Source organism: Yersinia enterocolitica, from assembly GCA_002082245.2.
Classification (GTDB): Bacteria; Pseudomonadota; Gammaproteobacteria; order Enterobacterales; family Enterobacteriaceae; genus Yersinia; species Yersinia enterocolitica_E.
In genome coordinates this window covers 634,677-656,632 of sequence record NBTC02000002.1, presented here as the reverse complement: position 1 = coordinate 656,632, position 21,956 = coordinate 634,677, and the positions used below count along the sequence as shown (strand labels likewise).

Here is a 21,956-nt window from a genome sequence, read left to right as displayed (position 1 = left end):
TATTTAAGGAGCAGCTAATGATATCGCTCACGACGCAAATTACCAGCAAGATACCTCGGCCATACAGGCTACCTTATTGGTTGGTTCTGTCTGTACTGTGGCTATTGTCTGTCAGCAGTGCCACCGCGTGCACTTTTGCTGCCGCAGAAGTAAAGCTGCCACAAAATTCATCGTTTAATGTCAATACCCTCCCCGAAAGTGCCAGTGGTATAACGGCACTTGGCTGTGATGGAACAGCGCTGAGCGTATTATCCACTCCCGTATTGAACAGCACCATCACCAGCACTGCTAATAATCTTAATCTTAAGAATGCCGCCGGCGACTTAATTCCTTATTCAATCTATTCTGACCCAGGCTACAACAATCCCATTATAGTCGGGGGGAATATTAACTATGCTAACAGCAATTTACTCACCATCGTGCTGGGGAAAATAAAAGCCAATTTACCTATCTATATCCGTACTGGCAGTAATAATGCCATTAACGTCAATATCAGTGCCGGCACTTATACCGATACTATCTCTTTGAACTGGAATTATGATTTATGCTCTGCCGTTATTGGCGTCTGTATCGGTGGCACATTCAAAGGAACGGCTTCATCAACAGTCACTGTCACATTGGTGGTCAACAACGATTGTGTCATAAACGCCGCGCCCAATGTCGATTTTGGTAGCTACGCGTTAATGTCACAATTTATTCCTGTAAATCAATTTATCACCGCTACCTGTACCAAGAACGCCACCTTCACTACCTACATAACAAATGGCGATAATTTCTCTGCCCTTTGGCCCCAAATGAAATTACTCCCAGGGAGTGTTATACCTGCCCCCCCTACCGACTATTTACAGTATCAACTGTATCAGGGCTCGGGGTCGATTCCCTGGAATATAACCAACAAAAGATCAGATACCGCGACAGGCTCAGCTCAACAGATTCCTTATAAAGCGATGATCAATGCACAACAAACGCAAAGAACCGTTGGCACCTATCAGGACAATGTCAGTGTAGTGCTGGAATACTAGTGTGGTGCCGGAATACAGAGGAGGAGAAGCCATTAACTCGTTGTGTTTTATGCACTATTGGTCTTTTAACCTTTTATTTTTTTATGATTGAAATTTTTAGTTATTGTTTATTTATAAGAAAAATCCGATTGGACTGTACTAAATCTGTCCCTGTTATACAATCTGCGGGCTTAAATAATAGCCGACATATTTCTATCTAAGGAAAGCCGAGATTAAACAGGAGTGGACATCATGACTGACTACGATAATCGGGAAGAATCAGCTGACATTGGTCTGTTAAAAGAAATGAACAGCTTACGGGACATCATCGAGAATAATTCAGACTGGATCTGGGAAGTTGATGCTTCCGGCCGTTATACGTTTTCATCTGCAAAATCCATTGAGCTTCTTGGTCGCCTACCCCATGAGGTGGTCGGTAAAACGCCGTTTGACTTTATGCCTCAGGATGAAGCCAGCCGGGTAGGAAAGATATTTGCAGAGATTGCGGCTGCACGTATCCCTTTTGCCGGTTTGCAAAACCGTAATATTCGCGCTGATGGCAGCGAAGTCTTAGTTGAAACCAGTGGTATCCCACTGTTCGATGATAACGGCGAATTCAAAGGTTATCGAGGAATTGATCGAAACCTGAGCAATTTACCTTATGATGCGGGTAAACGCTTATTTGAGTTGGAATCGATTTATTCCAGTGCTCCGGCTGGTCTGTGCTTTATCGATACAACCCTGCGCTATGTTACTGTAAATGATTATCTGGCTGAACTTCTGGGTAAAAATACAGTAGAGATTAATGGGCGCAAAATTGCAGACTTCCTACCTGGCATTATTCCTATTTTGCAGAGTGCTCTGCTGAAAGCCTATTGCAATGACAGTATCCCCGATGCTGAGTTTCAGATGCCGGATAAAGCACGGGTGTTCTTTATGCGGATAAATGCCGCCAGATATCCCAGTGGTCAAGTGAGTGGGCTGTCCGTCGCGATGATCGATATTACGTCATTAAAAGAGATGGAAGAAAAGCTGCGCAGCAGTAAACAGCATTACCGCAATATGGTGGAGCTGAATCCGCAAATTCCCTGGACTGCATCCCCGGATGGCATGATTACCGATGTCAGTTCTCGCTTTGAAAAAATTACGGGATTAACCCGCGAAGAGGCGCTGGCAGATAAATGGCTGCGTACCATCCATTTAGATGATCGCCACCCCACCTTAATCAGTTGGGAACACTCCTTACAAACACAGCAGCCACTGGATGTTGAAATCCGCTTTTGTCATGTTGAAAAGGGATGGAACTGGATGCGAATCCGAGCAGTTCCCAGCGTAGATGACAATGGCGATGTGTTGTGTTGGTATGGAACCGCAGAAGATATCCATGAACGAAAATTGCTGGAACTTAAGCTGGTTAAAGCAAATCGACGTCTGGAAATTCAGGCCAGAACAGACTCACTGACTAAATTGCCTAATCGCCGGGCGTTCAAAAAAGTGCTGGCCCATGAATTTATGCGGGCAAAACGCTCAGACTCTCCGCTAGCAGTTTTAATGATTGATATTGATTACTTTAAGAACTTCAATGACTGCTATGGTCATATCTCTGGTGATGCCTGCTTACGGTTGGTCGCCAGGGCATTACGCAAATCACTAAAACGCAGCACCGATATTGTTGCTCGCTATGGTGGAGAAGAGTTTGCTGCTATTCTGCCAGATACCGATCAACAGGGCGCCAGCCTGGTGGCCGAGCATATATTGCAATCTATCCGTGCTATGGGAATTAAACACAATGACAGTAAATTCCGTAAAGTCACCATCAGCCTTGGTGTCACTGTTTATCAAGCCCATCAGCATAGTGGTATTACAGATCAAGCGGATTTAATGCTCGCGGCAGATCAAGCACTTTATTACTCGAAAAAGAATGGCCGTAACCAATTTAATTTGGCTGAACTCCCCTGCGAATGCAGCCATTAGGCTACTCTGACTAAACATACTCGGTATTAAATAATTAACACCCATCAGATTCGATGCGGATAGAATTTACGCCGAGGCGGTATTTTTTAGATGCGGCCTCTGGCACTTTTTTCTGACTCAGCTATTCTCAATAAGGCGACCAATCTGGTCATACCTCATACCACTTGGTAGGTAAGGAGTCTTTATGGGAAAAACTCTAGTAAAAATCAGAGATTTTGAAGTTGATGACGCAGAGTTATCTGCACCACTGACAAAAGGCGAAAACACCCTCAGTATCCCCTGTAAATCGGATCCTGAATTGTGCATGCAGCTAGATGGGTGGGATGAACATACCAGCATTCCCGCAACGTTAGATGGGAAAGACCGGTTGCTTTTTAAGCAACATTACGATCGACATCAGGATGCTTGGGTAATGAGGGTAACGTGATTGTTGCAATAAGAAGATCCGTCAACCCATAGCTACAATTTATGAGTGACGGTTTCTTCTGTTGCGACTCGATAATATCTGTAGTGCAAAATCAATCAAATTACTGACCACTAGAAGCCAGCTATCAGAATTTTTCCAATACTTTGAACTGCATACAAATCAGCATCATTTCTGGGGAGAACATCTCGTACTCCTCAAAAAAGCGCTGTTGCGTTTTACGCCAAAACGTCAGCGTTCGATCGCCCTCACCTTCAGCGACAGCATGGGCTTCATCAACCTGATCAAACGTTTTCAATTCTACGTCGGTCAACTCTATCGCACAAACCGGTTCATTGCGGCCATTGACCACAACAAAGATATCCCCCGCCTGCGGCACGCCATCTTCATCCAATGCCGCACAGGTCGCTGTTTTCGTACCGTTCAGTACTAATGCCAATACATCATCTGCCACTTGTTCAGTATCACCAAATGCCCAACGCTCGGCATCTTGATATTTTTGTGGGACTGTAGCCATAGTTTCATTATTCCTATTCGTCATCTTATTGATGCAGCGCATATTACACTTTATCTTAACTGGTACGAACTGACTAACTCTCGCATCAGCATAAATTTTCGCTACTATACCTAAAGTAACCAGCGTCGCAGTAAACAAATGAATTCCGCAGAGCTGACCCCGTCAGACATAATACTAAATTGAATAAGGACCCTATGGTGACCAAACGCTTGCATACGAAACATTGGAAAATGTTTGTGGTGTTACTCTGTATCTGTGGCGCATTAATGCTGCTGCGGTGGGCGTCGATGATTTTTGGCTGATATGACTACCGCTAGCGTTTGTCTTTAGGTAAAAATAAGCAACCACACTTTGGGCAAACCAAGGCCGTATTTTTGTGCACTTTTTCTGAGCTCTGCTCAGAGACTGCGCCACAATCTGGGCACTTGATCTTCACTTTTACACTGCTAACCAATCTTTTGACGCTATCAAGAAATGACATATGCTCGCCTCTCAGTTGTACAACCTCGTTAGATTACGTTAACCAACGGCAATAAACCGTGGAGTGGTCAGCGTTTACTCAGATTATCTGTACCGGGCCAGATTTTTGTTCACGAAAATAGCCGGTTTTGCAGGAGACAACGGAAAAAAAACAAGCGGAAAATGGAAAGTACGGGGAAATCATTCACCACGCAGCATGACTTGCATGCTTGGCGTAGTGATGTGGTAGACGGGTTATTGGAAACCTTTGGTCTGGGGTCAGTGATTCCATAATTCTTGGATCAACCCTCTGACCCGAACCTTGGAAGCACCAGCAACCAAACTGATAACACGGTTAGCACTCAACGTAGAAACGTCGGTATTCCATTCATCAAAAGAATGTTCTGCGTAACTATCGTTGAAAACTTTTTTTATCGAGGATTCAGCTTCGGACATCTCACTGAAACTCTTAGCGTTTATTAAGCACTGAGCAATGATTGAGACTTTTTTCATGTTTTATCCTTGATTATCGGTCGCATAGTGTAGCACAATTACACTCTCTCTGATCATATGCTGCTTAAATTGTTTTCAATTGAAGATAACGTTTTGATATTACAGCATATTAAACCAAGACTGACAGGCAAGATCTGGTCCTAACCTCATTGTTCAGTCACTCTAAAACCCTACTACGCGCTCAGAACTTACTTGAAAAGCATTCATCATTCTAAATCCACCCCAGCAGATTCATTATTTATTCACTATCAGTGCGTTTTTTAGTCAGCTCACATGCTATATTGTAGTGGCTTTGTCATGACAAAGACCTTATCTGTGTGAGTAATTGAGGTGCCGAATGATCAGCAATTTCTTTCTCTATTCACTATTTATTATCTATATCACCGCGGCGCTTATTGATGGCTCACTCCCACTGCTTGACCTAATGTAACCCAAGTACCAGCCTGACAATGGCATCAACACCAAAGCGCCCCCTCTAGTTACTGTGCATGGCAGCAGCATCTTGTAGTAAGGAGTTCATCTCAATGGTACCTGGTGGCCGTAGTGACCATTTTGGCCCCTGTAACGCCTCTGCATAACCCGCCTGATACAAACGCTCCATCTTGATGGGATCAAAAATCTCTGCGCCATTGGTATCAACATTTGATGGAATCGTTATCCAGTGGAATCCTGAATTTTCAGCCAAAGAGAATGCATAAATACGATACAAATCCCCGACCAATGCCGCTTTGCTGGTTGAGTCAAGAGTACGCATAGCGATATTACGCACCAACCGTGGGGTCGGTTCTGGTTGTGGGCCAAGCTGTCCATTATGGATGATATAAATATCTTCTTTACTGTCTGCCAGGCCCGCTCTGGTACGTACGACTTTTGAACTGTACACACCACCATTATAGAAGACCCGCGCCGCCACACCGCCGTCAACATGCATTTCATCGTAATGCTTACCCTGAGCCACCACATCAAAAAATACCGGTGAGAACGCGACAGGGACTGAAGAGGAAGCCAGCATCACCTTACGAAATAGCATTAAAGCTTCAGGAGTCCCTTTCATCGCAATCAGCCCCATGTTCCAGACAATAAATCTTTGCGAATCGAGATCCACCGTACCCATATACAACCGCCGACCATGCCGATGTGCCTGGGCGATTTCACTCATTAACTCAGGAGTAATATGCCCATCAATCAATTTAGACAACGGGCTGGTATCCGCTAATGATTCGCGGAAAAAGAGGCGAAATAATAGATTATCCAGATGGAAAATATCACGGGTGGTGGTGGTGGTATAAAAGTCATGTAATGCCTGGTCGTGATCACTCCCTAAAAAGGCGAAAGGTGCGATCAACGCGCCAGTGGAAACCCCACTGACCACCTTAAACACGGGGCGCTTACCTGTTTTCGTCCAGCCGTTCAAAAAACCAGCACCGAAGGCGCCATTTGGGCCACCACCAGATAATGCCAGATGGGGATAAACCAATGTTCCATCCGCGGCTCGGAACATCTCTTTCGATTCATCTTTATAAGATTGCAGTAAATCCGCTTCAAATATCGGGCTAATGTGCCCTGCCCCGGCACGGATATCCGGCATTCCAGGGATTTCGGCCGCTGGCATTAACTCCACTGGCACTGGATTTCTAGGTAATTGGCTACAGGCCACCAATAGAGAAACTCCGGTTAGCAACGCCATGGAACGAACTAATTTCCAGCTTATTATCATTATATGTCCTAGCAGATGCGGCCAAATATTACTGACTAAACGTAGACTAATTTGATGATAGTCTCACAAAATCATCCTGTCTGTTATGCCATTGTTGATGAGAAAGATGATACCAACAGTGTTGGCTTAACTTACTGTCAGGGCTGACAATTGGATGGGGAAAATGGTCTGGCGCGCGCACCATGCCGATTCGTTCCATCAATGCTTGTGAACGCAGGTTAATTAAAGCAGTAAATGAAACAATTTCAGCCAGTTTTAATTGATCGAAACCTACCGTCAATACTGCCAATGCAGCTTCCGTTGCCAGCCCTTGCCCCCAAAATGGAAAAGCAAAACGCCAGCCTATCTCGACACAAGGTGAAAAAGGTAATTTAACGGTAGGAATATGTAACCCCAATGCGCCGACAAACTGCCCGCTAGCTTTCAGCTCAACAGCCCACAACCCCCAGCCACACTGTGCTATCAATAATTGACAACGTGAAGCCATCATATCGCTTGCTTCACGTGTTAGAGGGGCTGGGAAAAATGCCATAACGCGAGGATCTGCGTTAAGCGCTGCAAAAGGTGCCCGGTCTGACGGGAGCCACTGCCGTAGCTGTAAACGCTCAGTTTCAAACTCAATAACGTTTTTCATTCTATCGAAGCTAATCCTACTTTGGTACAAGGTGAAGGATTGCCCCACCCTCAATTTTTCTTACCTCTATTTCTGCGATAATGCTCGCCATTGCTGCACAGAAGGCCGCTGCCATTGGTAATTTGCATACTGACGAAGATACTCAGGTAAGTTGTCGCCATTCAGAACTAACCGGTTAAGCATCAGTGCCAAATCAGTATCTGCGATACACCATTCACTGAATAAATATCTTCTGCCATCCGACAGCAAACGCTCCAACCCAGAAATAAGTTTATTCGCCGCTTGTTGCGCGCTATCAGACAAAGGAGGCAGCCTTAACCCAGCAAAGACCACTTCAGTTGGCCGTTCAGTGCGGACCGGCATAAAATCACTGCGCAGCCATGCCTGTATTTCACGCGCTCTGGCACGCTCTTGCCTATCTTGCGGATACAGCCGAGCGTAATCTGGCGCCGGGAAACGCTCGTCCAAATATTCAGCAATAGCTGAAGACTCAGAGAGTTGAAAATCATCGATAACCAGTGTCGGCACCCGACGTGTCGCCGACAGACGGGCATAAGCCTGTTGCAGATTCTCCCCAGCAGACAAATTAATGACGCTTAATGAGAAAGGCAGTGCTTTTTCTGTCAATGATACGAATACCGACATCACATAAGGACTAAAAAAATCTGAATCGGTATACAACGTAATAGTTTGCTGGCTCATCGAAACCCCGACTGATTATCACTAAGTAGATTGACGTTAATCGGTTTTAGCCAGATTGAATAGCAGCTTCTGCAAAAAAATATTATCGCTAATAACGCCCTATTTTCTGTTTCAAAAACCGCAGATGACCTTTGTATAGCAACATTGCACAGACGAAAGCCAAAGTAATGAAATCTAATCCGCAGGTTGTTGGTCATCTAAAATTGTCAGCAGAATATCCGCATCCGGGGTTGTTATATGCTTCCCTTCGAGAAAACCAGCGAGTTTAGCCTCTGCATCATGTTCATACACTTCATAACCTGTGATTCGATAGCCCGGTACGCCATCCTGGCGGCGAATATACTCATCACCATCAATGTAGTACTCAACAACACCACTGGCATCTTCAATCTCATAACGTTTATCAAAAGGGAACTGTTTCATTACTCATCCTAAAAAAACAACATAGCTCTATGATGCCAATTTATAGCTGTTTTAGGAAGTGTTCGGCGTACCGTCTTCCCCACTAGCGCTCAACAACGTTGCTTTAGCAATGAGAAAGGTTGCCCTGTTAATCAGGCAACCTTTATTACTTTTTATCTATTTTTTTTAGACTTAAAATAACTGAATTAACTAATAATGGTCACTTCTTAAACTTTAAAGAAAGCAGTGCATTCTTGCCAACATCCATATATTTGTCAGCTAAAGCTTCAGTCGTGTTAAACGTAGCAATAACTAGTTTCCCATCAATCGTAGTGAGCAACATCACATTCTTGATGGTTCCATCAGCAGCCGGGGTATCCATAGTGATGATATAAGCTTTACGCCCATCAACATCCTTCTCTTCCAGAGTCGGCTTGAATGGCGCAAATTGTTTCTTCATCATATTAACAACTTCAGCGAGCTTGCCATCGGGTATGGCACTATTGCTATCGCTGAATGCGAAGGACACACTGCCCTGTTCAACGGAATAGGCTTCTTGTGGTGCATTCTGCTGAGGGTATTTAGTTGCCAGCATTTCTTTAGACATTAAAGTGAATTCAGCTGGCATCTCAATGTAAGCTTTGCCACCAAAAACTTTAGTGCCTGTTGGTTCAGGTTCAGAACAACCGGCAAGAACAACGACCATAGCAAATAATAGGAAAACACTTTTTTTTAACAAAATAGACACCCCAGAATAAAATGAATGTAGACTCTGGCTAATAATAGCCAGACCCTGTTTTTGATAATAATTTATTGCCGTTTAATTATATCCACTGGTATTCTTTTTAGTCCATTTAGATCATCCAAGATATGTCCTAATTAATTATTCCCTTTTATCATAAATAAAATTAGAAACACGATTACTATCAATGATAAGGAAAAAGCAACGAATATCATATGCAATAAACACCCCCATTTACTTAATCAGAGCAATGTCACCTTGGCGTAATCCACCCTTATTTATTGCTTAAGAAAGTAAATAAGATGATACAGATGTTGTTAGTTAGTTATATTTACTCTTGCAATAAATCGGGACATTGAGCTCATTTTTTCATCTTCTCCCTCACTAAGAATCAGCTAGCTGGAACAATTTTTACGTGTTACAGACGTGAAAATAAATGCAATTAAGGTAAACTGAGACGCCTAAGTAAGGGGATAGAATGAGTAGTGAAATATTTCTTGCGGTGCTGGGCGCGGCACTGTTACATGCTTGCTGGAACGCTCTTGTTAAATTTGGCAATGATCGTTTTGTCGCTATCTCTTTGATGGCAATTTTCTCCGGAGTGATTTCACTGTTCGGTATTTTTTTTGTGGCGTTACCCTCGCTGAGCGCGCTTCCTTGGTTACTGTTGTCGGTTGCTTTTCACACAGGTTATTGCCTGTTTCTGAGTAAAGCTTATGAACAAGCCGAGTTTGGTCAAATCTATCCTATCGCACGTGGCGTTGCCCCCCTGTTAAGTGCTCTGCTCTCTTGGTTAATCTTGTCGGAAATCCCCAGGTCATTAGCCTTAGTAGGGGCGGCTATTTTAGTCTCCGGTGTCATCATGATGACATTTGATGGCCGACGTGGCCCTGACAAAGTCAATGGCAGGGCTATTATCTATGCCTTAATTACTGCGACTTTTACTGCCTGTTACACCCTATCTGATGGGGCTGGTAGCCGCGCCAGCATTGAACCACTTAGTTATATTTTTTGGTTGTTTATGTGCAACGGCATAGCCATGTTTGCATTACTTTGGATAATGCACCGCAATGTGGTTTTTCGTCAAATACGCCAGCACTGGCGACACGGCGTGATTGGTGGTGCGATGCAATTACTGGCTTATGGCATTGTCATTTGGGCCATGAAAAGCACGCCAATCGCCCTCGTTGCCGCTCTACGTGAAACCAGTGTCTTGTTCGCCATGATAATCTCAATCTGGATGCTAAAAGAGAAACCATCGATGTTACGACTCATCGCCAGTGCCATTATTCTGATGGGGGTAGCAGTAACTAAACTTGGCTAATACTTAACCAAAAAATGCAAACTCCATTTCTTAGAAAAGGAGAGCACTACTTCTTCAGCAAACGCGCTATACTCATATAAATCCTATAAATAAGGAGAATATATGCTCATAGGATTTGTTTTATTGGTTAGCACCTGCGGTATGGATGCTTGCGAGGCACTGCCCGTGACCGATGATGTGTATACAACACGCCACGAATGCATGGCTGTAGCTACTCGTCTTCATGAACGCAGACCTGATGTAGTTTTGATTTGCGGTGAAGTATACCGCCAGCCTGACAGCGATCAATCTCATTGAGGGTTTCACTGTATTAATTCGATCTGCTGAACATCTGTTCCGATATTATTTTTAATATTAGAGGATGTGCTTTATTTCCTACATTTAATCTGTAAGAAATTGGGAAGTTAACAAAAAAACAACCAAGGTGACGTTAACCACATTCGCCAATCATTAATGCTAATCACCAAAATAAAGTGTTAAATGGCCTGCTGAGTTAAATGTAATATCACAGAAAACCAGTGATAAACACACTGCTGATATTAGTTTCCTGACTAAACTACCGAACCAATGATATAAAATATTAACATACTAGATATCACCACAACCACGACATTGTTAATGAACAAAGCAAACATCACACTGAATAGTGCGCCCCATAAATAGGGATTATCCGAGAATGAGCATAGTGCACCATCCTGAAATAGATAATTGCCCCACAAATTGTGGTTAATAAACAGGGTGTGGCGTACTTAAGTGCCTGGGCGAACTTCCCTCAATAGCACAGAGGGACGATTGACCATCGGAACAACAATTGAAGCGAAGGTGGCAATAATGGAGAAATCTAGCTGCAAGCGGGCAAGATCAGGCATCATTGTGCCACTACAGGCTATTGTTTTCTCTTACCCGAACAATTAGAGCACATTTTATCGGAACAGTAATAAATATCAGGCAAGCCACTACCAGCCCGATCCCCACCCACCCCGTAATAGGCAGTCTTTCTCCCACGATAATCACTGCCAATATGGCAGCAATAACAGGCTCGATGAGGGTAATGGTCGTCGCCATACTTGCCGTTATACGAGCCAGCCCATATCCATAGCAAATATAGCCAAGAAACATCGGGACCAACGCCATATAGGCACCCACTGCCGCATTACTCCAAGATTCCAGCAGCGGGGCTCCAGTCATAAGGAGTACTGGCATTAGTAAAATGCCGCCAAGACCAAAAATCGCCCCCATCGCGGTGCGAGAAGGAAGTCCTCGCTGCATCAAACGGCGAGCAGCCCACGAATACAGCGCATAAGTAAAACCAGCAAGAAGGCCTAGAATTACTCCTATCGTGACATTGAGTGACTGAACCAGAGTGCCGTGCCCCCCACTTTCAGCCATACAAAGCAACACCATGCCTGCAATGCCAAGAGCAGCCCCCAACATCCAGCGAGTCGTCAGCCGCTCGCCCTCCAAGACATATTCAATCAGAGCAGATAACAGAGGGGCAGAACCAATAGAAATGACAGTCCCGACAGTGACACCCGCTAAATGCATAGAGGCATAGAATGCCAGCGGATAGATGGCAACAGCAATGACCCCTATCAGCAGTAAACGCCACTGTTGAAGGAGTTTATCTACATAACTAATGATACTCCCAGCGGCTATCATCGCCTGGAGTAGCCCCCCTAGCCCCATCGCAACAGCGCCTATGGCAACAGCACTAACTGCAGGAGCAAATGTTGCCGCCGTTCCTGTGGTTCCCCACAAGATGGCCGCAATCAATACTCCCACCCTGCCCATCATGCGATCTCTTGGCGTGACAGTCATAGCGACTCCATCATTTCGGCGGCCATTGTCATTGCCTGACGAACGCACTCACCATTCCCTTCCAAGCCTGCGCGAGACATACTCCCCTCGAGTAAAAATGAAAAGTGCCTGGCCATCCGTATGGCACGTTGTTCATCACCAGAGAGAAGCACACAAAGATGTTCAGTCAGAATCGACTCTACCTGCTCCTTGTGCCCGCGCACTGCCTGTCTGCCCGGTGCGCCCGCGGGCAGTTCAGCCGCGGCATTCAATAGTCCGCACCCTCTGAATCCACGTTCATAGGCAAATTCAGCATGGTCTGCATAAGCAAGAAAAACAGCCATCACGCTCTCTTTTGGACTCGCCGTTTGTTGCAGACGATTAGCGTACAGTGCGAGCCACTCTTCATGACGAATCTGTAAGTAAGTAGCAACAAGTTCTGCTTTGGACTCAAAGTTGTTGTAGAGACTTTTCTTGGCAACACCAGCCCTTTTAACAATGGCATCAATACCCGTTGCCGCAATGCCATCGTTATAGAACAACACCCTTGCAGCACTCAGCAGCCGATCTCGGGCACTTTCTGATAATTCGCGTGAGGACATGGCCAATTTCTTCCTGCTTTGGATAATTATAGGTATACCAGTCTACCTACTATTATTGTGACGTCAATACGAGCAAGAAAGTATGCTCTATATTAAATATTGGGAACTAATGCCGTACTCAGGCCATAGCGTCAGGTTTGACAGAACATGAGGAAAAAGACTGATGATTGGTTTCACACCGGGTGTTTCATCAATATAAACTCGGCTATTGCCGAGTTTATATGCTTGAGTACTGAGACCGATGATAATTATGTGAGCTTAGCGCCCTTTCTTCTTACGTCCGGGCTGGGTAAAGCGCTTGCGGGAAGCTGAGTTACCATCGGGTTTTTCGGCCTTTTTCGCCCCACTAACACTCGGTTTTTTATCTGCCACGGGCTTAGCCTTGGCTTTTTTCACCGGTTTTTCGTCAGATGATGAGTTTTCAATCAGCTTAAATAACTCGATTAGCTCATCATCAGTCAAATCTCGCCACTCACCCATTGGCAGTCCTTTCAGGGTGACGTTCATGATACGAGTGCGCTCAAGCTTGGTGACTTCATAGCCAAAATGTTTACACATACGGCGAATTTGACGGTTAAGCCCTTGCACCAGCGTGATATTAAATACAAAGGTCGCGACTTTATTCACTTTGCATTTTTTGGTCACGGTTCCCATCATCGGTACACCAGCACCCAGACCGAGAATAAACTCGTCAGTCACCGGTTTGTTGACCGTAACCACGTACTCTTTTTCGTGGTCGTTCCCGGCGCGCAGGATTTTGTTAACCAAATCACCGTGATTCGTCAAAAAAATCAACCCCTGCGAGTCTTTGTCCAAACGTCCGATAGGGAAGACTCGTTTACTGTGATTAACGAAATCAACGATGTTATCGTTTTCCCCCTCTTCGGTGGTGCTTATGATGCCAACCGGTTTATTCAGTGCGATCAGCACCAAGTCGTTTTCGTCACGCGGTTCGATAAGCTGACCGTTAACTTTGACTACATCCCCGCCATATACTTGATCGCCAACAGCGGCCCGTTTGCCATTAATAAAAACATGTCCTTGTTCAATATAACGATCGGCATCACGACGAGAACAGATACCGCTCTCGCTAATATATTTGTTAAGACGAGTGGATGAGTTGGTCAGCATAAATCTTCCGTAAAAATAAGATTATATCACGTTAGGCTATGAAGCCGGCAGAGCAGCTTAGCAGAGAGAATGCAAAGTCATAAAGACGATTTCGAAGGATATGATGGCCGGTGGCAATATCATCGTGCTGCAACACATCCTCGGCCATTCAGATATTCGGGTCACCATGCGCTACTCTCACGTCGCGGCAGACCACCTGCAAGACGCTATTCACTCAACCCATTAGCCCGATTTAAGCATGGCGACAAAGTGGCGATAGGGATGAAATAACAAGTAACGAGGGGTGATGGTAGTCCTATTAAGCAATTGATATCATCTCAAAAAACACCTTCCATTACCTTACTTCCCTAGTCTTTAAATTCATATAGTTAACTGCTAATTCGGAACCATTCGTAAAAATTTCGATACGTTTAATGCGTTCGGGTTGTGTTCTGTAGCAAGGTACGAACAAGCCTGACTGTCAGCTATGAGCGAGAAGCGGACCTTACAATCAGATCGAGTTAGCAGGGCGGCACATGGATAGCCAAGTGCCAAACTCAGCTTTCCCCATCCTGTTTAGTTTTAGCCGTCAGCTGGTATCTGTCTATCAGCGATGTTTTCGTTCATGTTCGATTAGCCATTCTTTGCGCGCGATGCCCCCGCCGTAACCGGTCATCGAACCATCCTTGCCGATGACTCTGTGGCAAGGAATAACTATAGCTATTCGGTTTGCTCCATTTGCGGCGGCCACCGCTCGTACTGCGTTAGGTTTTCCAATCTGCCCGGAAAGAGCTTGATAGTGTGACGTTTGTCCATAAGGAACAGCACTTAGCCCCTGCCAGACGGAGCGTTGAAAATCACTGCCAGGAGCATCGAGCGTGAGCTCAAACTGTTGTCGCGTTCCGGAAAAATATTCACTAATCTCTTTTTCCGCTTGTCGGGTATGGCTATTCTCCCCTGACATTATTCGAGCATTCAGCAAACGTTGGAGATCACGGAATTCCGTCTCCAGCATTCGGCGGTCGGTAAACTCCAGCAGGCAAACTCCACGTTCCGTAGCACAGACGAACATTGGGCCTAGGGTCGTGGTAAATCGTTGAATTATAATTATCTGAGTCTGCTCTGTTGGAGCAACACCCGTAAGTCGCTTATAGGTATAAGCAAAACCACTCAATGATTCGTAGCCATTATCAAAAGCCACATCGGTGGCTGCGGACCCACCTTTTAGCTCCTGAAGTGCGATATTCACCCGCTGCATTCGTTGAAATGCCTGGAAGGTAATACCGTGGTTTTGTAGAAACCAGCGTCGTACCCGCTCGGGGCTGATATCGTGCTTACGTAGCGCAGTGTCGCTTATTCGTGTTTTAGGGTTAGCGCGCACGAGTTCAAGTGCTTTTTCGATAAAAAATGGAGCTGTGTGCGCATTTTCAGTGGGTCGGCACACTTTGCAGGGGCGAAAACCTGCATCTAGAGCAGATTTAAAATCTTTATAGAACTCGACATTCTCACGTTTTGGTTTCCTCGCCCGACATACCGAAATACAAAATACCCCCGTTGTTTTGACACCAACGAAAAACACCCCTGTATACTCCGAAGCGCGCTCAAGTAATGCCTGATACCAGACATTGCACTGGGCATTATCGAGAACTTTCATCAATGAAAACTCCTGCAAATGTTTGCTGCGACTGGATAAGTAGCATTAAATCTTTAAGTTTCGATTGAATGGCTGAATGAACGAAATTTCCCATAGAAATGCGACTTACACCCATTTTACCCAGCCTTTCGAACGTGGGAAGATCTGGCATACACATGACGTTTAATGGAATATTAAGCTCTTTGGAAAAGGTCTCAATATCTTTTTCTGACGTCAGACATGGGACAAAAAGCCCGTTTGCCCCCGATGCTTCATAAAGTCGGCCACGTAAAAGCGTTTCCTGTAAAGCATGTTCATGATTAAGCAGGTATGTATCAGTACGGATATTAAGAAATAGTTGATAACTCTCGTTGTTCAACGCATCGCAAATCTCTTTTAATTGACTGGAAAATGCAACTGCATCATCAAGTTGTCTGACACCGTTAACAACTCTGCTGTCCTCAAGATTTATACCAACAACTCCAAGCTGCGCGAGACGTTTAAGATTGGTCGTTATCTCATCAGTTGTGCCACCAAACCCCGCTTCTACATCAACACTTAATGGTAGGCTACTGACGGATTGGATACGTGTGACAATGTAGAGCAATTCATCAAAAGACATTGCTTCTCCATCTTCGTAACCTAACGTTGCGGCAATCGCTGCACTTGAAGTACCCATGGCCTGATAGCCCGACTGGTGCGCCATAATTGCACTAGCAGCATCCCAGACATTGGCGATGAGTAATGGTTTGTTTTGATGGTGAAGTTCCGTGAAGTTCATGATTATCTCCTTTAATAAAGTACAGGATGAATCTAGAACATCCGATGAAACACTCACAACCGAAAATTAGACGACCATTTTTTTAAACCGCTATAAGAACTGATCTGCTCGCTTTTGATTAACATAGCTGGTGCTAGAACGTCCGCACTTGGCACAGAGCAGCCGAAGCAACATCAGGGGACTGCTATGAGCGAGGAGCGGAAGTTGGCCTTACACCGCATTGATGTATAACTGTGTTTGTAAGTGCGCTGTAGTAGCGACTATCTACGCTTTTCAAGGCTGTCCATGAAAATCCCAGCGCGATGACCCCATTACGTCGTAGACGTGCTGATCCGTAAATGGTGGGAATAATGTACGTTTAGAAGCTTCCACTAAAGCATGACAATAACCTTCATCGCCGCTCTTTATGATGAAATTTTGTAGGGTACCATCAATTTTGAAATCGAGGTGTGCATCACATCTTTTACCACCCCAAGCATGGGGCTCAATGAGGGCTGCATCAAGTGCTTTTTTGATACCCAAGGCCTGGTAACCAAAAAGGTCTTTATCTGATACCTTCCCAGAACGGTTGTAGGTGCAAGAGTTAAGTGCGCTATTTTTATGACAATCTTTAGGAGTTAGTGGTGCGCATCCTGTAACAGTTGCCGCCAGTATCATCAACATCAATATTTTAGTCATGCCTAAATCCGTCCATGGTGATTTGCATTAAGTTGTGCTTGCAAATAGTAGTTTGGGTTATTATACCATTCAATCTAGTCCGTGACCTGCCCCCTAATTTTTAACGCAACGCGATGTTAGCGACGTCCATATGTACTCTTTCAAAACTGGTTACGTCAGCTTCTGGCACCAATGGGACGACCAGAGACGAAAGTCAGTACATTATGCCAGGAACTGGGGATAACCAGGCAAACGCTATACAGGCATATATTTCCTGATGGTCAGCTGCGTTCTGACGGAATAAAACCTCTCAACCGGAGTTAGACCAGTTAATTAATTCTTTTTATTGAAGGTATTATATGATTATGAATGGTAAAAATGGTCATTTATATTATCGAACAAAAGGTAATGGTCCTCTTGTAGTACTATTACATGGCTTACTGATGGATGGAAATTCATGGCTCACTAATGGGTTGGTTGAGGCTCTCAGCCACAAATTTTGTGTCGCATATCCTGACATGTTAGGGCATGGAATGAGTGATAAGCCAGTTGAAATTGGTCTTTATGAGCAGGAAAAACAGGCATTAAATATAAAATTATTAATCAATGCATTAGGGTGCCAACAGGCTCATGTAATAGGCTATTCTTCGGGGGCTTGGCTGGCTGCAGGATTAGTAAAATACCATCCAAAAGCCCTGTCTTCACTGGTTATTGGGGGATGGGATGTTGAAAATGGCCTTCCTGAAGGCCCAAATGGAAAACTGGATTTTGATACATTTTTTGCGTACGCAAAAATTACTGCCCCTGAATTAACCGACTGGATAGCACCAGCTACAGAACCAGCAGTACGTGCATATTTCAATGCAATCAGCTCGTACGATGGTTTTTATGATTCGGTACAGCTTACTCAGATCAACACTCCTAAATTATTTTGGGCTGGACTGGAAGATGTTTACTACCGACAACTAAATTACTGGACCGAAGCGAACAAATTTGCGTTCATTTCGGCAACGGGAGATCATGTAAGCGCAATACTCAAGCCTGAACCTGCCATCATCAGTGAAATTTGTAAATTTGTTACACAAGCGGAATATCAAACCTCAGTATAGTTTTAACCGCAGGAAAAATCTGAGATTCCGGCGTAAAACCCTGATCTGTGAAATACGCTCTAACGTTTTATTTTTGCTCATGGCTGCTTAAAGTCTTTGCTACGGCAGCTTCGAGCGAGGTGCGGAAGTTAGAACTGAAAAATACATTCCTGGTATCAGCGGATCGAATGTTTCAGAATAGAACGTGGAGATTTAGTCAATCCAGGCTGGGTGAAATTTTTATTTCAGTGATAATCAAAACCCGGACAGCGTTGTCACACAGGAGCAATACGGGCAGTATGGATGCGATCTGAAACAATAATAAATAAGGGATTTTAATGTTCCGAAAATCGACTCTGATAACTTTACCCCTGCTGATGACGTCTATCTTCCTGCTGACAGGATGCCCCCCAGCACCGGATCTAACACAGTGGCAACGTCCTGATACGGATATCGACGGCGTGCGCGTCGCGATGGGTAAATGCGGCGTGCAACTCCCCGGCTCCGATATTCCCAAAACGGATAATGAGTCAGTTCTGTATTACCAATGCATGGAGAATATGGGGTTTACCCGTAAAGACGGATTCAAAATTTGCAGCGTTCGTGTTTACCATGATACACCAGCCTGCCTCAAGCAAGAGCAGGGGTATCCCTTGAGTCAGAGTCAGCTAGAAGCGCTGCCTTTTGTTGCAGACAGAGGGTTTCATCCGATTAAGCCGGATTCCGGCGTGAGCAAGTTTTCCTTGATTACCTGGCGTAAAGTGGGAGCCTCGCTGCATTTTTCTCATGAAGTTGAAAACGACAAGCAAGCACTGGCGGTGATGTATCAATGCGGTTATCCGCAACCGTTGGGTTCGACGCCTTACGTGCCGACGCTGCGCAAAGCCGCTAATATTCAACGATGCATGCTGGATAAAGGTTTCGAGCCGAAAAACAAACTCAATCTAGTATGTCGCAATTACCCGCAGGTCACTGACTGCTCAAAACATCACTCCTCCCCCTGAACTAGCCCTGAAGAAGCTGTATAGGCACTGTCGTTATCTCCCCCATATATGATCTCTGAGGAAGTTTTTTTGGCCGATGATGGGATTTTCCACGACGACATATTCATAATCAAACCTCCTCCAATGATTATGTTGGTCTCTCGAGAGCGAGGATCAGACATAATTGATCTGCCCCAATCCAGATAAGGGTACCGTTATTTTCTCTTAGGTTCCCAGACACATGTGATGCCGCAAACCTTTTCGATGAACGCACAAAGAGCTGCCGCACCTTCTTCAATCGTGTTGTAAGGCTCCGAACCGTAAATTTCGTTTTTCCCGTTGAACCAACTACGATGTTCTGGCCGTATATCAACTGAAGTGAAGCGTTTCAGACAATCTGGACTGGTACGAATCCGAAAACCACCATTTTTGTCGCGCTGAAGCATATGTACACCAGTGGTATTGTTACCTTTAGTGTTAGCAAGATTGACCATTTTCGATTCCTATTTGTATTAAGATGATTCTGAGGATAAACACACCACTAATCGTTGTATTTGCTCAACAGGGACCCGAATTTAACGATATTTAGATAATTTTTATAACCCATCGAGTCGAGAGTTACCAGATAACAGGTTGGTGAATTTTAGCAAAACCAGCACCGCTATAACGAATTACATCACGTGGCCACCAGTTGGGTATATATCCCCGGCCATTGGTCGGGTTCGTATGCTGTTGAGTAGGTAATAGCTCCCGTCGTAGTCACTCGGAGATATGAGGGTGTTTTCAGTAATTGACTGTTTTGACGGGCGCTAAATAAAAAAGGCCACCAAATTGGCAGCCTTAAAATTATTCTGTAGTGATAGGGATGTTCTCTGGCTATATCAGTTTTAATCTATAGATATTAATAACGAGCTAATTATATAAAACACATTTATAAATAATCTATTTTAATTCAATTAATTGAACTTATATATTCATTGACGGGAACGATCCCTTCGGTAAAATGAAATCAACATAACTTTCCCTGGTGTTGGCCGAATTGGCATCCCTTACCAAATAAGATAGAGGTAAGGGCTTTTTTTTTGCGCCTAATAATCATATTGGATTGGTCGATGAAATATAATGCAGTGATAGCTAACTACCACGGGTAGGACGACTGAGTCACAATCATCAAAAAGCAACTGTCACGGCAAGTTATAATTTACACTAGCAACATAAACAATTAGTAAATATCGCTCATTTTTATTGAGCTCCTCGCCCCCCCCCCAAAAAAATGAATAAAAAAATCACCGAAGTGAGCCTTAAAAATTGTCGTGAATTGATCGCTTAGCGTTGCATAAAACTAGTGACTAAAATTAAATCTATTACACTATAAAAGCACTCGGTGTAGCCCTGACTATAGCAGTTTCAATTAGCTAAACGTGACAGAGCTCGCAAGCACTCTTATCCGAAAGTTATAACCCTTTCGATGTTAAACGTGCCACGTGCTCGACAAATAGTTGAACAGGGTTGGTACTGCTGGTAACAACCCCCGCAGTTTGATTGATAGCATCCAGGTGATCCATTGAATAATCAGAGCGGATAACTTTGCCGAGATGCATACTATAGCGCCCAACCAACCCATCATTCTGTAAACGTTCTTTTGTGAACAGAAATGAGAGGGCAACCATTGAAATATGCAGCGGATCAAAATTATTGAGTCCCTGCTCAATCGGGTTGTAATTAATCACCCCACCCCAAGAATAATAATAAACGCCATTCTCATATTCTTTACCTTCGCCTCCCCAATTGCTTGGCAAACCCTGCGGATATTTGGCATTGAATTTAGCGACGCCTTCGCTGGTGAGCGAGTTAAGCGCTGCAACACTGTCTTGTGGCAGGGAGGGACGACCAGTCATAATGGAAAGGAATGAGCCAAAAACGTTCATCACTGCGCCCGCAATCGCTTCTGGAAGGGAGCCTGGTTTCATCGCCAAACGGACCAGATCGGCAATTTCCGAGCCAAAGTTTGCCCCATTAACGGAGGTAACAGACGCAACCAGTTCGGGATGAATGGCGGCGACGTAGCGGCAGGCCAAAGGGCCTTGGCTGTGACCAATCAGGTTGACCTTGTGGGCTCCGGTTAATTGGGTGACTTGTTTTACAAAACTGAGTAATTGTTCACCACGAGCTTCATTACTATTTTCTGCCGATATAGAGGCAGTGAATACAGTAGCTCCGGCTTTTTCCAGTGCTTGCTGAATACCGAAAAAGTAAGGATAGATTCCAGCAATCTTATCGAAACCACTGAAACCGTGAACGAGAATAATGGGATATTTTAATGAATTAGACATGATGAATACCTTTTAGGATTATTTGTCCATGTGGTCGAAATAAATAGTAAATCAAGGTGATGACTCCAATCCGTCATTACTGTTGTGTAGCGAGTAATACAAAGAATGCGTAATGGTGACGCTGTTGAACATTAATAGGACATGTGCTTTTCAATGAAGGTATCCGCCCATTCCACAGACCAAAAAGCCCTGACTTATGTCGGGGCTTATCATTTTTGAAGTCGGTTACGGTTCCGGCGTCAACACCTAACGATGTGCTGACCACATACCTTTAAATGTACTTCTGTGGTGGCGGGGAATTCGCCGATGTCGTTTCACTGGTGTTCCACTTGTATCCCCACATATCGGTGCCGGCTTTCTCCACATTCGGCTGGATACTGTTTCACAACGATTGGATTAACCAATCCAGTACCCATGCGAATGTAGAAATGAAAAAAAGGCCAAAATTAAATAGCACCATAATCATTTCATTATTAACTAGTATACGATTCATCAATGATCCATGTATTTATTTTGACACTCATTAAATATTTCAAGTATATGGACGTGAGCATATAAAACTC

At 44.4% G+C, this 21,956-nt stretch carries 22 protein-coding genes and 3 pseudogenes; 9 read left to right on the top strand and 16 right to left on the bottom strand.

The features are described from left to right. Positions 1-17 precede the first annotated feature (17 nt). The 3 genes from A6J66_004325 to A6J66_004315 all read left to right on the top strand — a co-directional run bounded on the left by A6J66_004325 (position 18) and on the right by A6J66_004315 (position 3,402). Positions 18-1,022: a spore coat protein U gene (locus tag A6J66_004325; protein PNM26890.1), complete on the top strand. Its 1,005-nt coding sequence runs from the start codon at positions 18-20 to the stop codon at positions 1,020-1,022. 231 nt (positions 1,023-1,253) lie between these two features. Next, the gene (locus A6J66_004320) at positions 1,254-2,975 is read left to right on the top strand and encodes a PAS domain S-box protein (protein PNM23486.1); all 1,722 of its coding nucleotides are present in this window, start codon (positions 1,254-1,256) and stop codon (positions 2,973-2,975) included. Between the two features lie 184 nt (positions 2,976-3,159). Beyond that, the gene (locus tag A6J66_004315; protein ID PNM23485.1) at positions 3,160-3,402 is read left to right on the top strand and encodes a DUF1480 domain-containing protein; all 243 of its coding nucleotides are present in this window, start codon (positions 3,160-3,162) and stop codon (positions 3,400-3,402) included. A 124-nt stretch (positions 3,403-3,526) separates the two neighbouring features. Here the strand turns inward: A6J66_004315 and A6J66_004310 are convergent, their stop codons facing one another. The 7 genes from A6J66_004310 to A6J66_004280 form a co-directional block, all read right to left on the bottom strand. Next, positions 3,527-3,916: an ASCH domain-containing protein gene (locus tag A6J66_004310; protein PNM23484.1), complete on the bottom strand. Its 390-nt coding sequence runs from the start codon at positions 3,914-3,916 to the stop codon at positions 3,527-3,529. A 738-nt stretch (positions 3,917-4,654) separates the two neighbouring features. After that, positions 4,655-4,888, bottom strand: coding sequence for a DNA-binding protein (locus A6J66_004305; GenBank protein ID PNM23483.1), 234 nt, complete (start codon positions 4,886-4,888; stop codon positions 4,655-4,657). A gap of 475 nt (positions 4,889-5,363) precedes the next feature. Then, positions 5,364-6,605: a hypothetical protein gene (locus tag A6J66_004300; protein ID PNM23482.1), complete on the bottom strand. Its 1,242-nt coding sequence runs from the start codon at positions 6,603-6,605 to the stop codon at positions 5,364-5,366. Positions 6,606-6,651: 46 nt separating this feature from the next. Further along, entirely contained in the window at positions 6,652-7,239 is a 588-nt protein-coding gene (locus tag A6J66_004295) for an N-acetyltransferase (protein ID PNM23481.1), read from the bottom strand. A 66-nt stretch (positions 7,240-7,305) separates the two neighbouring features. Continuing rightward, positions 7,306-7,941, bottom strand: coding sequence for a glutathione S-transferase (locus A6J66_004290; GenBank protein ID PNM23480.1), 636 nt, complete (start codon positions 7,939-7,941; stop codon positions 7,306-7,308). A 174-nt stretch (positions 7,942-8,115) separates the two neighbouring features. Beyond that, positions 8,116-8,364: a hypothetical protein gene (locus A6J66_004285; GenBank protein ID PNM23479.1), complete on the bottom strand. Its 249-nt coding sequence runs from the start codon at positions 8,362-8,364 to the stop codon at positions 8,116-8,118. A gap of 199 nt (positions 8,365-8,563) precedes the next feature. Next, positions 8,564-9,082: a hypothetical protein gene (locus A6J66_004280; GenBank protein PNM23478.1), complete on the bottom strand. Its 519-nt coding sequence runs from the start codon at positions 9,080-9,082 to the stop codon at positions 8,564-8,566. A 481-nt stretch (positions 9,083-9,563) separates the two neighbouring features. Here A6J66_004280 and A6J66_004275 point away from each other — a divergent pair, with 481 nt between their 5' ends. Together A6J66_004275 and A6J66_004270 are read left to right on the top strand one after the other, a co-directional pair. Then, positions 9,564-10,409, top strand: coding sequence for an EamA family transporter (locus A6J66_004275; protein PNM23477.1), 846 nt, complete (start codon positions 9,564-9,566; stop codon positions 10,407-10,409). Between the two features lie 102 nt (positions 10,410-10,511). Next, positions 10,512-10,706, top strand: coding sequence for a hypothetical protein (locus A6J66_004270; GenBank protein ID PNM23476.1), 195 nt, complete (start codon positions 10,512-10,514; stop codon positions 10,704-10,706). Positions 10,707-11,197: 491 nt separating this feature from the next. Here the strand turns inward: A6J66_004270 and A6J66_004265 are convergent. The 4 genes and pseudogenes from A6J66_004265 to A6J66_004250 form a co-directional block, all read right to left on the bottom strand. After that, positions 11,198-11,299, bottom strand: a pseudogene (locus A6J66_004265) (branched-chain amino acid ABC transporter permease). Further along, positions 11,289-12,227, bottom strand: a complete 939-nt coding sequence (locus tag A6J66_004260) for an EamA family transporter (protein PNM23475.1) — start codon at positions 12,225-12,227, stop codon at positions 11,289-11,291. Before A6J66_004260 ends, A6J66_004265 begins: the two are co-directional and overlap by 11 nt. Then, positions 12,224-12,808: a TetR/AcrR family transcriptional regulator gene (locus tag A6J66_004255; protein PNM23474.1), complete on the bottom strand. Its 585-nt coding sequence runs from the start codon at positions 12,806-12,808 to the stop codon at positions 12,224-12,226. Before A6J66_004255 ends, A6J66_004260 begins: the two co-directional genes overlap by 4 nt. Positions 12,809-13,066: 258 nt before the next feature. After that, a complete protein-coding gene (locus A6J66_004250; GenBank protein ID PNM23473.1) occupies positions 13,067-13,939 on the bottom strand; it encodes a 23S rRNA pseudouridine(2604) synthase RluF in 873 nt (290 codons plus the stop codon). A 100-nt stretch (positions 13,940-14,039) separates the two neighbouring features. Between A6J66_004250 and A6J66_004245 the strand changes: the two are divergent. Beyond that, a pseudogene (locus tag A6J66_004245) lies at positions 14,040-14,209 on the top strand (integrase). A gap of 316 nt (positions 14,210-14,525) precedes the next feature. On the opposite strand, the gene A6J66_004240 reads toward A6J66_004245, so the two are convergent. The 3 genes from A6J66_004240 to A6J66_004230 all read right to left on the bottom strand — a co-directional run bounded on the left by A6J66_004240 (position 14,526) and on the right by A6J66_004230 (position 17,010). Beyond that, a complete protein-coding gene (locus tag A6J66_004240) occupies positions 14,526-15,572 on the bottom strand; it encodes an XRE family transcriptional regulator (protein ID PNM23472.1) in 1,047 nt (348 codons plus the stop codon). Beyond that, a complete protein-coding gene (locus A6J66_004235; GenBank protein PNM23471.1) occupies positions 15,556-16,332 on the bottom strand; it encodes an isocitrate lyase/phosphoenolpyruvate mutase family protein in 777 nt (258 codons plus the stop codon). Before A6J66_004235 ends, A6J66_004240 begins: the two co-directional genes overlap by 17 nt. Positions 16,333-16,605: 273 nt before the next feature. Beyond that, positions 16,606-17,010, bottom strand: a complete 405-nt coding sequence (locus A6J66_004230) for a tolA family protein (GenBank protein ID PNM23470.1) — start codon at positions 17,008-17,010, stop codon at positions 16,606-16,608. 150 nt (positions 17,011-17,160) lie between these two features. On the opposite strand from A6J66_004230, the pseudogene A6J66_004225 reads away from it, so the two are divergent. The 3 genes and pseudogenes from A6J66_004225 to A6J66_004215 all read left to right on the top strand — a co-directional run bounded on the left by A6J66_004225 (position 17,161) and on the right by A6J66_004215 (position 19,081). Then, positions 17,161-17,313, top strand: a pseudogene (locus A6J66_004225) (resolvase). 35 nt (positions 17,314-17,348) lie between these two features. Beyond that, positions 17,349-18,098, top strand: a complete 750-nt coding sequence (locus tag A6J66_004220) for an alpha/beta hydrolase (protein PNM23469.1) — start codon at positions 17,349-17,351, stop codon at positions 18,096-18,098. A 317-nt stretch (positions 18,099-18,415) separates the two neighbouring features. Further along, positions 18,416-19,081 carry a hypothetical protein gene (locus A6J66_004215; GenBank protein PNM23468.1) on the top strand — a complete coding sequence of 222 codons (666 nt, stop codon included), beginning with the start codon at positions 18,416-18,418 and terminating at the stop codon, positions 19,079-19,081. Positions 19,082-19,275: 194 nt separating this feature from the next. Here the strand turns inward: A6J66_004215 and A6J66_004210 are convergent, their stop codons facing one another. Together A6J66_004210 and A6J66_004205 are read right to left on the bottom strand one after the other, a co-directional pair. Continuing rightward, positions 19,276-19,554, bottom strand: a complete 279-nt coding sequence (locus tag A6J66_004210) for a hypothetical protein (protein PNM23467.1) — start codon at positions 19,552-19,554, stop codon at positions 19,276-19,278. Between the two features lie 960 nt (positions 19,555-20,514). Next, on the bottom strand, positions 20,515-21,393 hold the full coding sequence (locus A6J66_004205; GenBank protein ID PNM23466.1) for an alpha/beta hydrolase: 879 nt from the start codon (positions 21,391-21,393) through the stop codon (positions 20,515-20,517). Positions 21,394-21,956: the final 563 nt, after the last annotated feature.

Bases quoted from the DNA above. Each gene is read 5' to 3' on its own strand.
- A6J66_004325 (PNM26890.1), top strand. From the start codon at position 18: ATGATATCGCTCACGACGCAAATTACCAGCAAGATACCTCGGCCATAC.
- A6J66_004320 (PNM23486.1), top strand. From the start codon at position 1,254: ATGACTGACTACGATAATCGGGAAGAATCAGCTGACATTGGTCTGTTA.
- A6J66_004315 (PNM23485.1), top strand. From the start codon at position 3,160: ATGGGAAAAACTCTAGTAAAAATCAGAGATTTTGAAGTTGATGACGCA.
- A6J66_004310 (PNM23484.1), bottom strand. From the start codon at position 3,916: ATGGCTACAGTCCCACAAAAATATCAAGATGCCGAGCGTTGGGCATTT.
- A6J66_004305 (PNM23483.1), bottom strand. From the start codon at position 4,888: ATGAAAAAAGTCTCAATCATTGCTCAGTGCTTAATAAACGCTAAGAGT.
- A6J66_004300 (PNM23482.1), bottom strand. From the start codon at position 6,605: ATGATAATAAGCTGGAAATTAGTTCGTTCCATGGCGTTGCTAACCGGA.
- A6J66_004295 (PNM23481.1), bottom strand. From the start codon at position 7,239: ATGAAAAACGTTATTGAGTTTGAAACTGAGCGTTTACAGCTACGGCAG.
- A6J66_004290 (PNM23480.1), bottom strand. From the start codon at position 7,941: ATGAGCCAGCAAACTATTACGTTGTATACCGATTCAGATTTTTTTAGT.
- A6J66_004285 (PNM23479.1), bottom strand. From the start codon at position 8,364: ATGAAACAGTTCCCTTTTGATAAACGTTATGAGATTGAAGATGCCAGT.
- A6J66_004275 (PNM23477.1), top strand. From the start codon at position 9,564: ATGAGTAGTGAAATATTTCTTGCGGTGCTGGGCGCGGCACTGTTACAT.
- A6J66_004270 (PNM23476.1), top strand. From the start codon at position 10,512: ATGCTCATAGGATTTGTTTTATTGGTTAGCACCTGCGGTATGGATGCT.
- A6J66_004260 (PNM23475.1), bottom strand. From the start codon at position 12,227: ATGACTGTCACGCCAAGAGATCGCATGATGGGCAGGGTGGGAGTATTG.
- A6J66_004255 (PNM23474.1), bottom strand. From the start codon at position 12,808: ATGTCCTCACGCGAATTATCAGAAAGTGCCCGAGATCGGCTGCTGAGT.
- A6J66_004250 (PNM23473.1), bottom strand. From the start codon at position 13,939: ATGCTGACCAACTCATCCACTCGTCTTAACAAATATATTAGCGAGAGC.
- A6J66_004240 (PNM23472.1), bottom strand. From the start codon at position 15,572: ATGAAAGTTCTCGATAATGCCCAGTGCAATGTCTGGTATCAGGCATTA.
- A6J66_004235 (PNM23471.1), bottom strand. From the start codon at position 16,332: ATGAACTTCACGGAACTTCACCATCAAAACAAACCATTACTCATCGCC.
- A6J66_004230 (PNM23470.1), bottom strand. From the start codon at position 17,010: ATGACTAAAATATTGATGTTGATGATACTGGCGGCAACTGTTACAGGA.
- A6J66_004220 (PNM23469.1), top strand. From the start codon at position 17,349: ATGATTATGAATGGTAAAAATGGTCATTTATATTATCGAACAAAAGGT.
- A6J66_004215 (PNM23468.1), top strand. From the start codon at position 18,416: ATGTTCCGAAAATCGACTCTGATAACTTTACCCCTGCTGATGACGTCT.
- A6J66_004210 (PNM23467.1), bottom strand. From the start codon at position 19,554: ATGGTCAATCTTGCTAACACTAAAGGTAACAATACCACTGGTGTACAT.
- A6J66_004205 (PNM23466.1), bottom strand. From the start codon at position 21,393: ATGTCTAATTCATTAAAATATCCCATTATTCTCGTTCACGGTTTCAGT.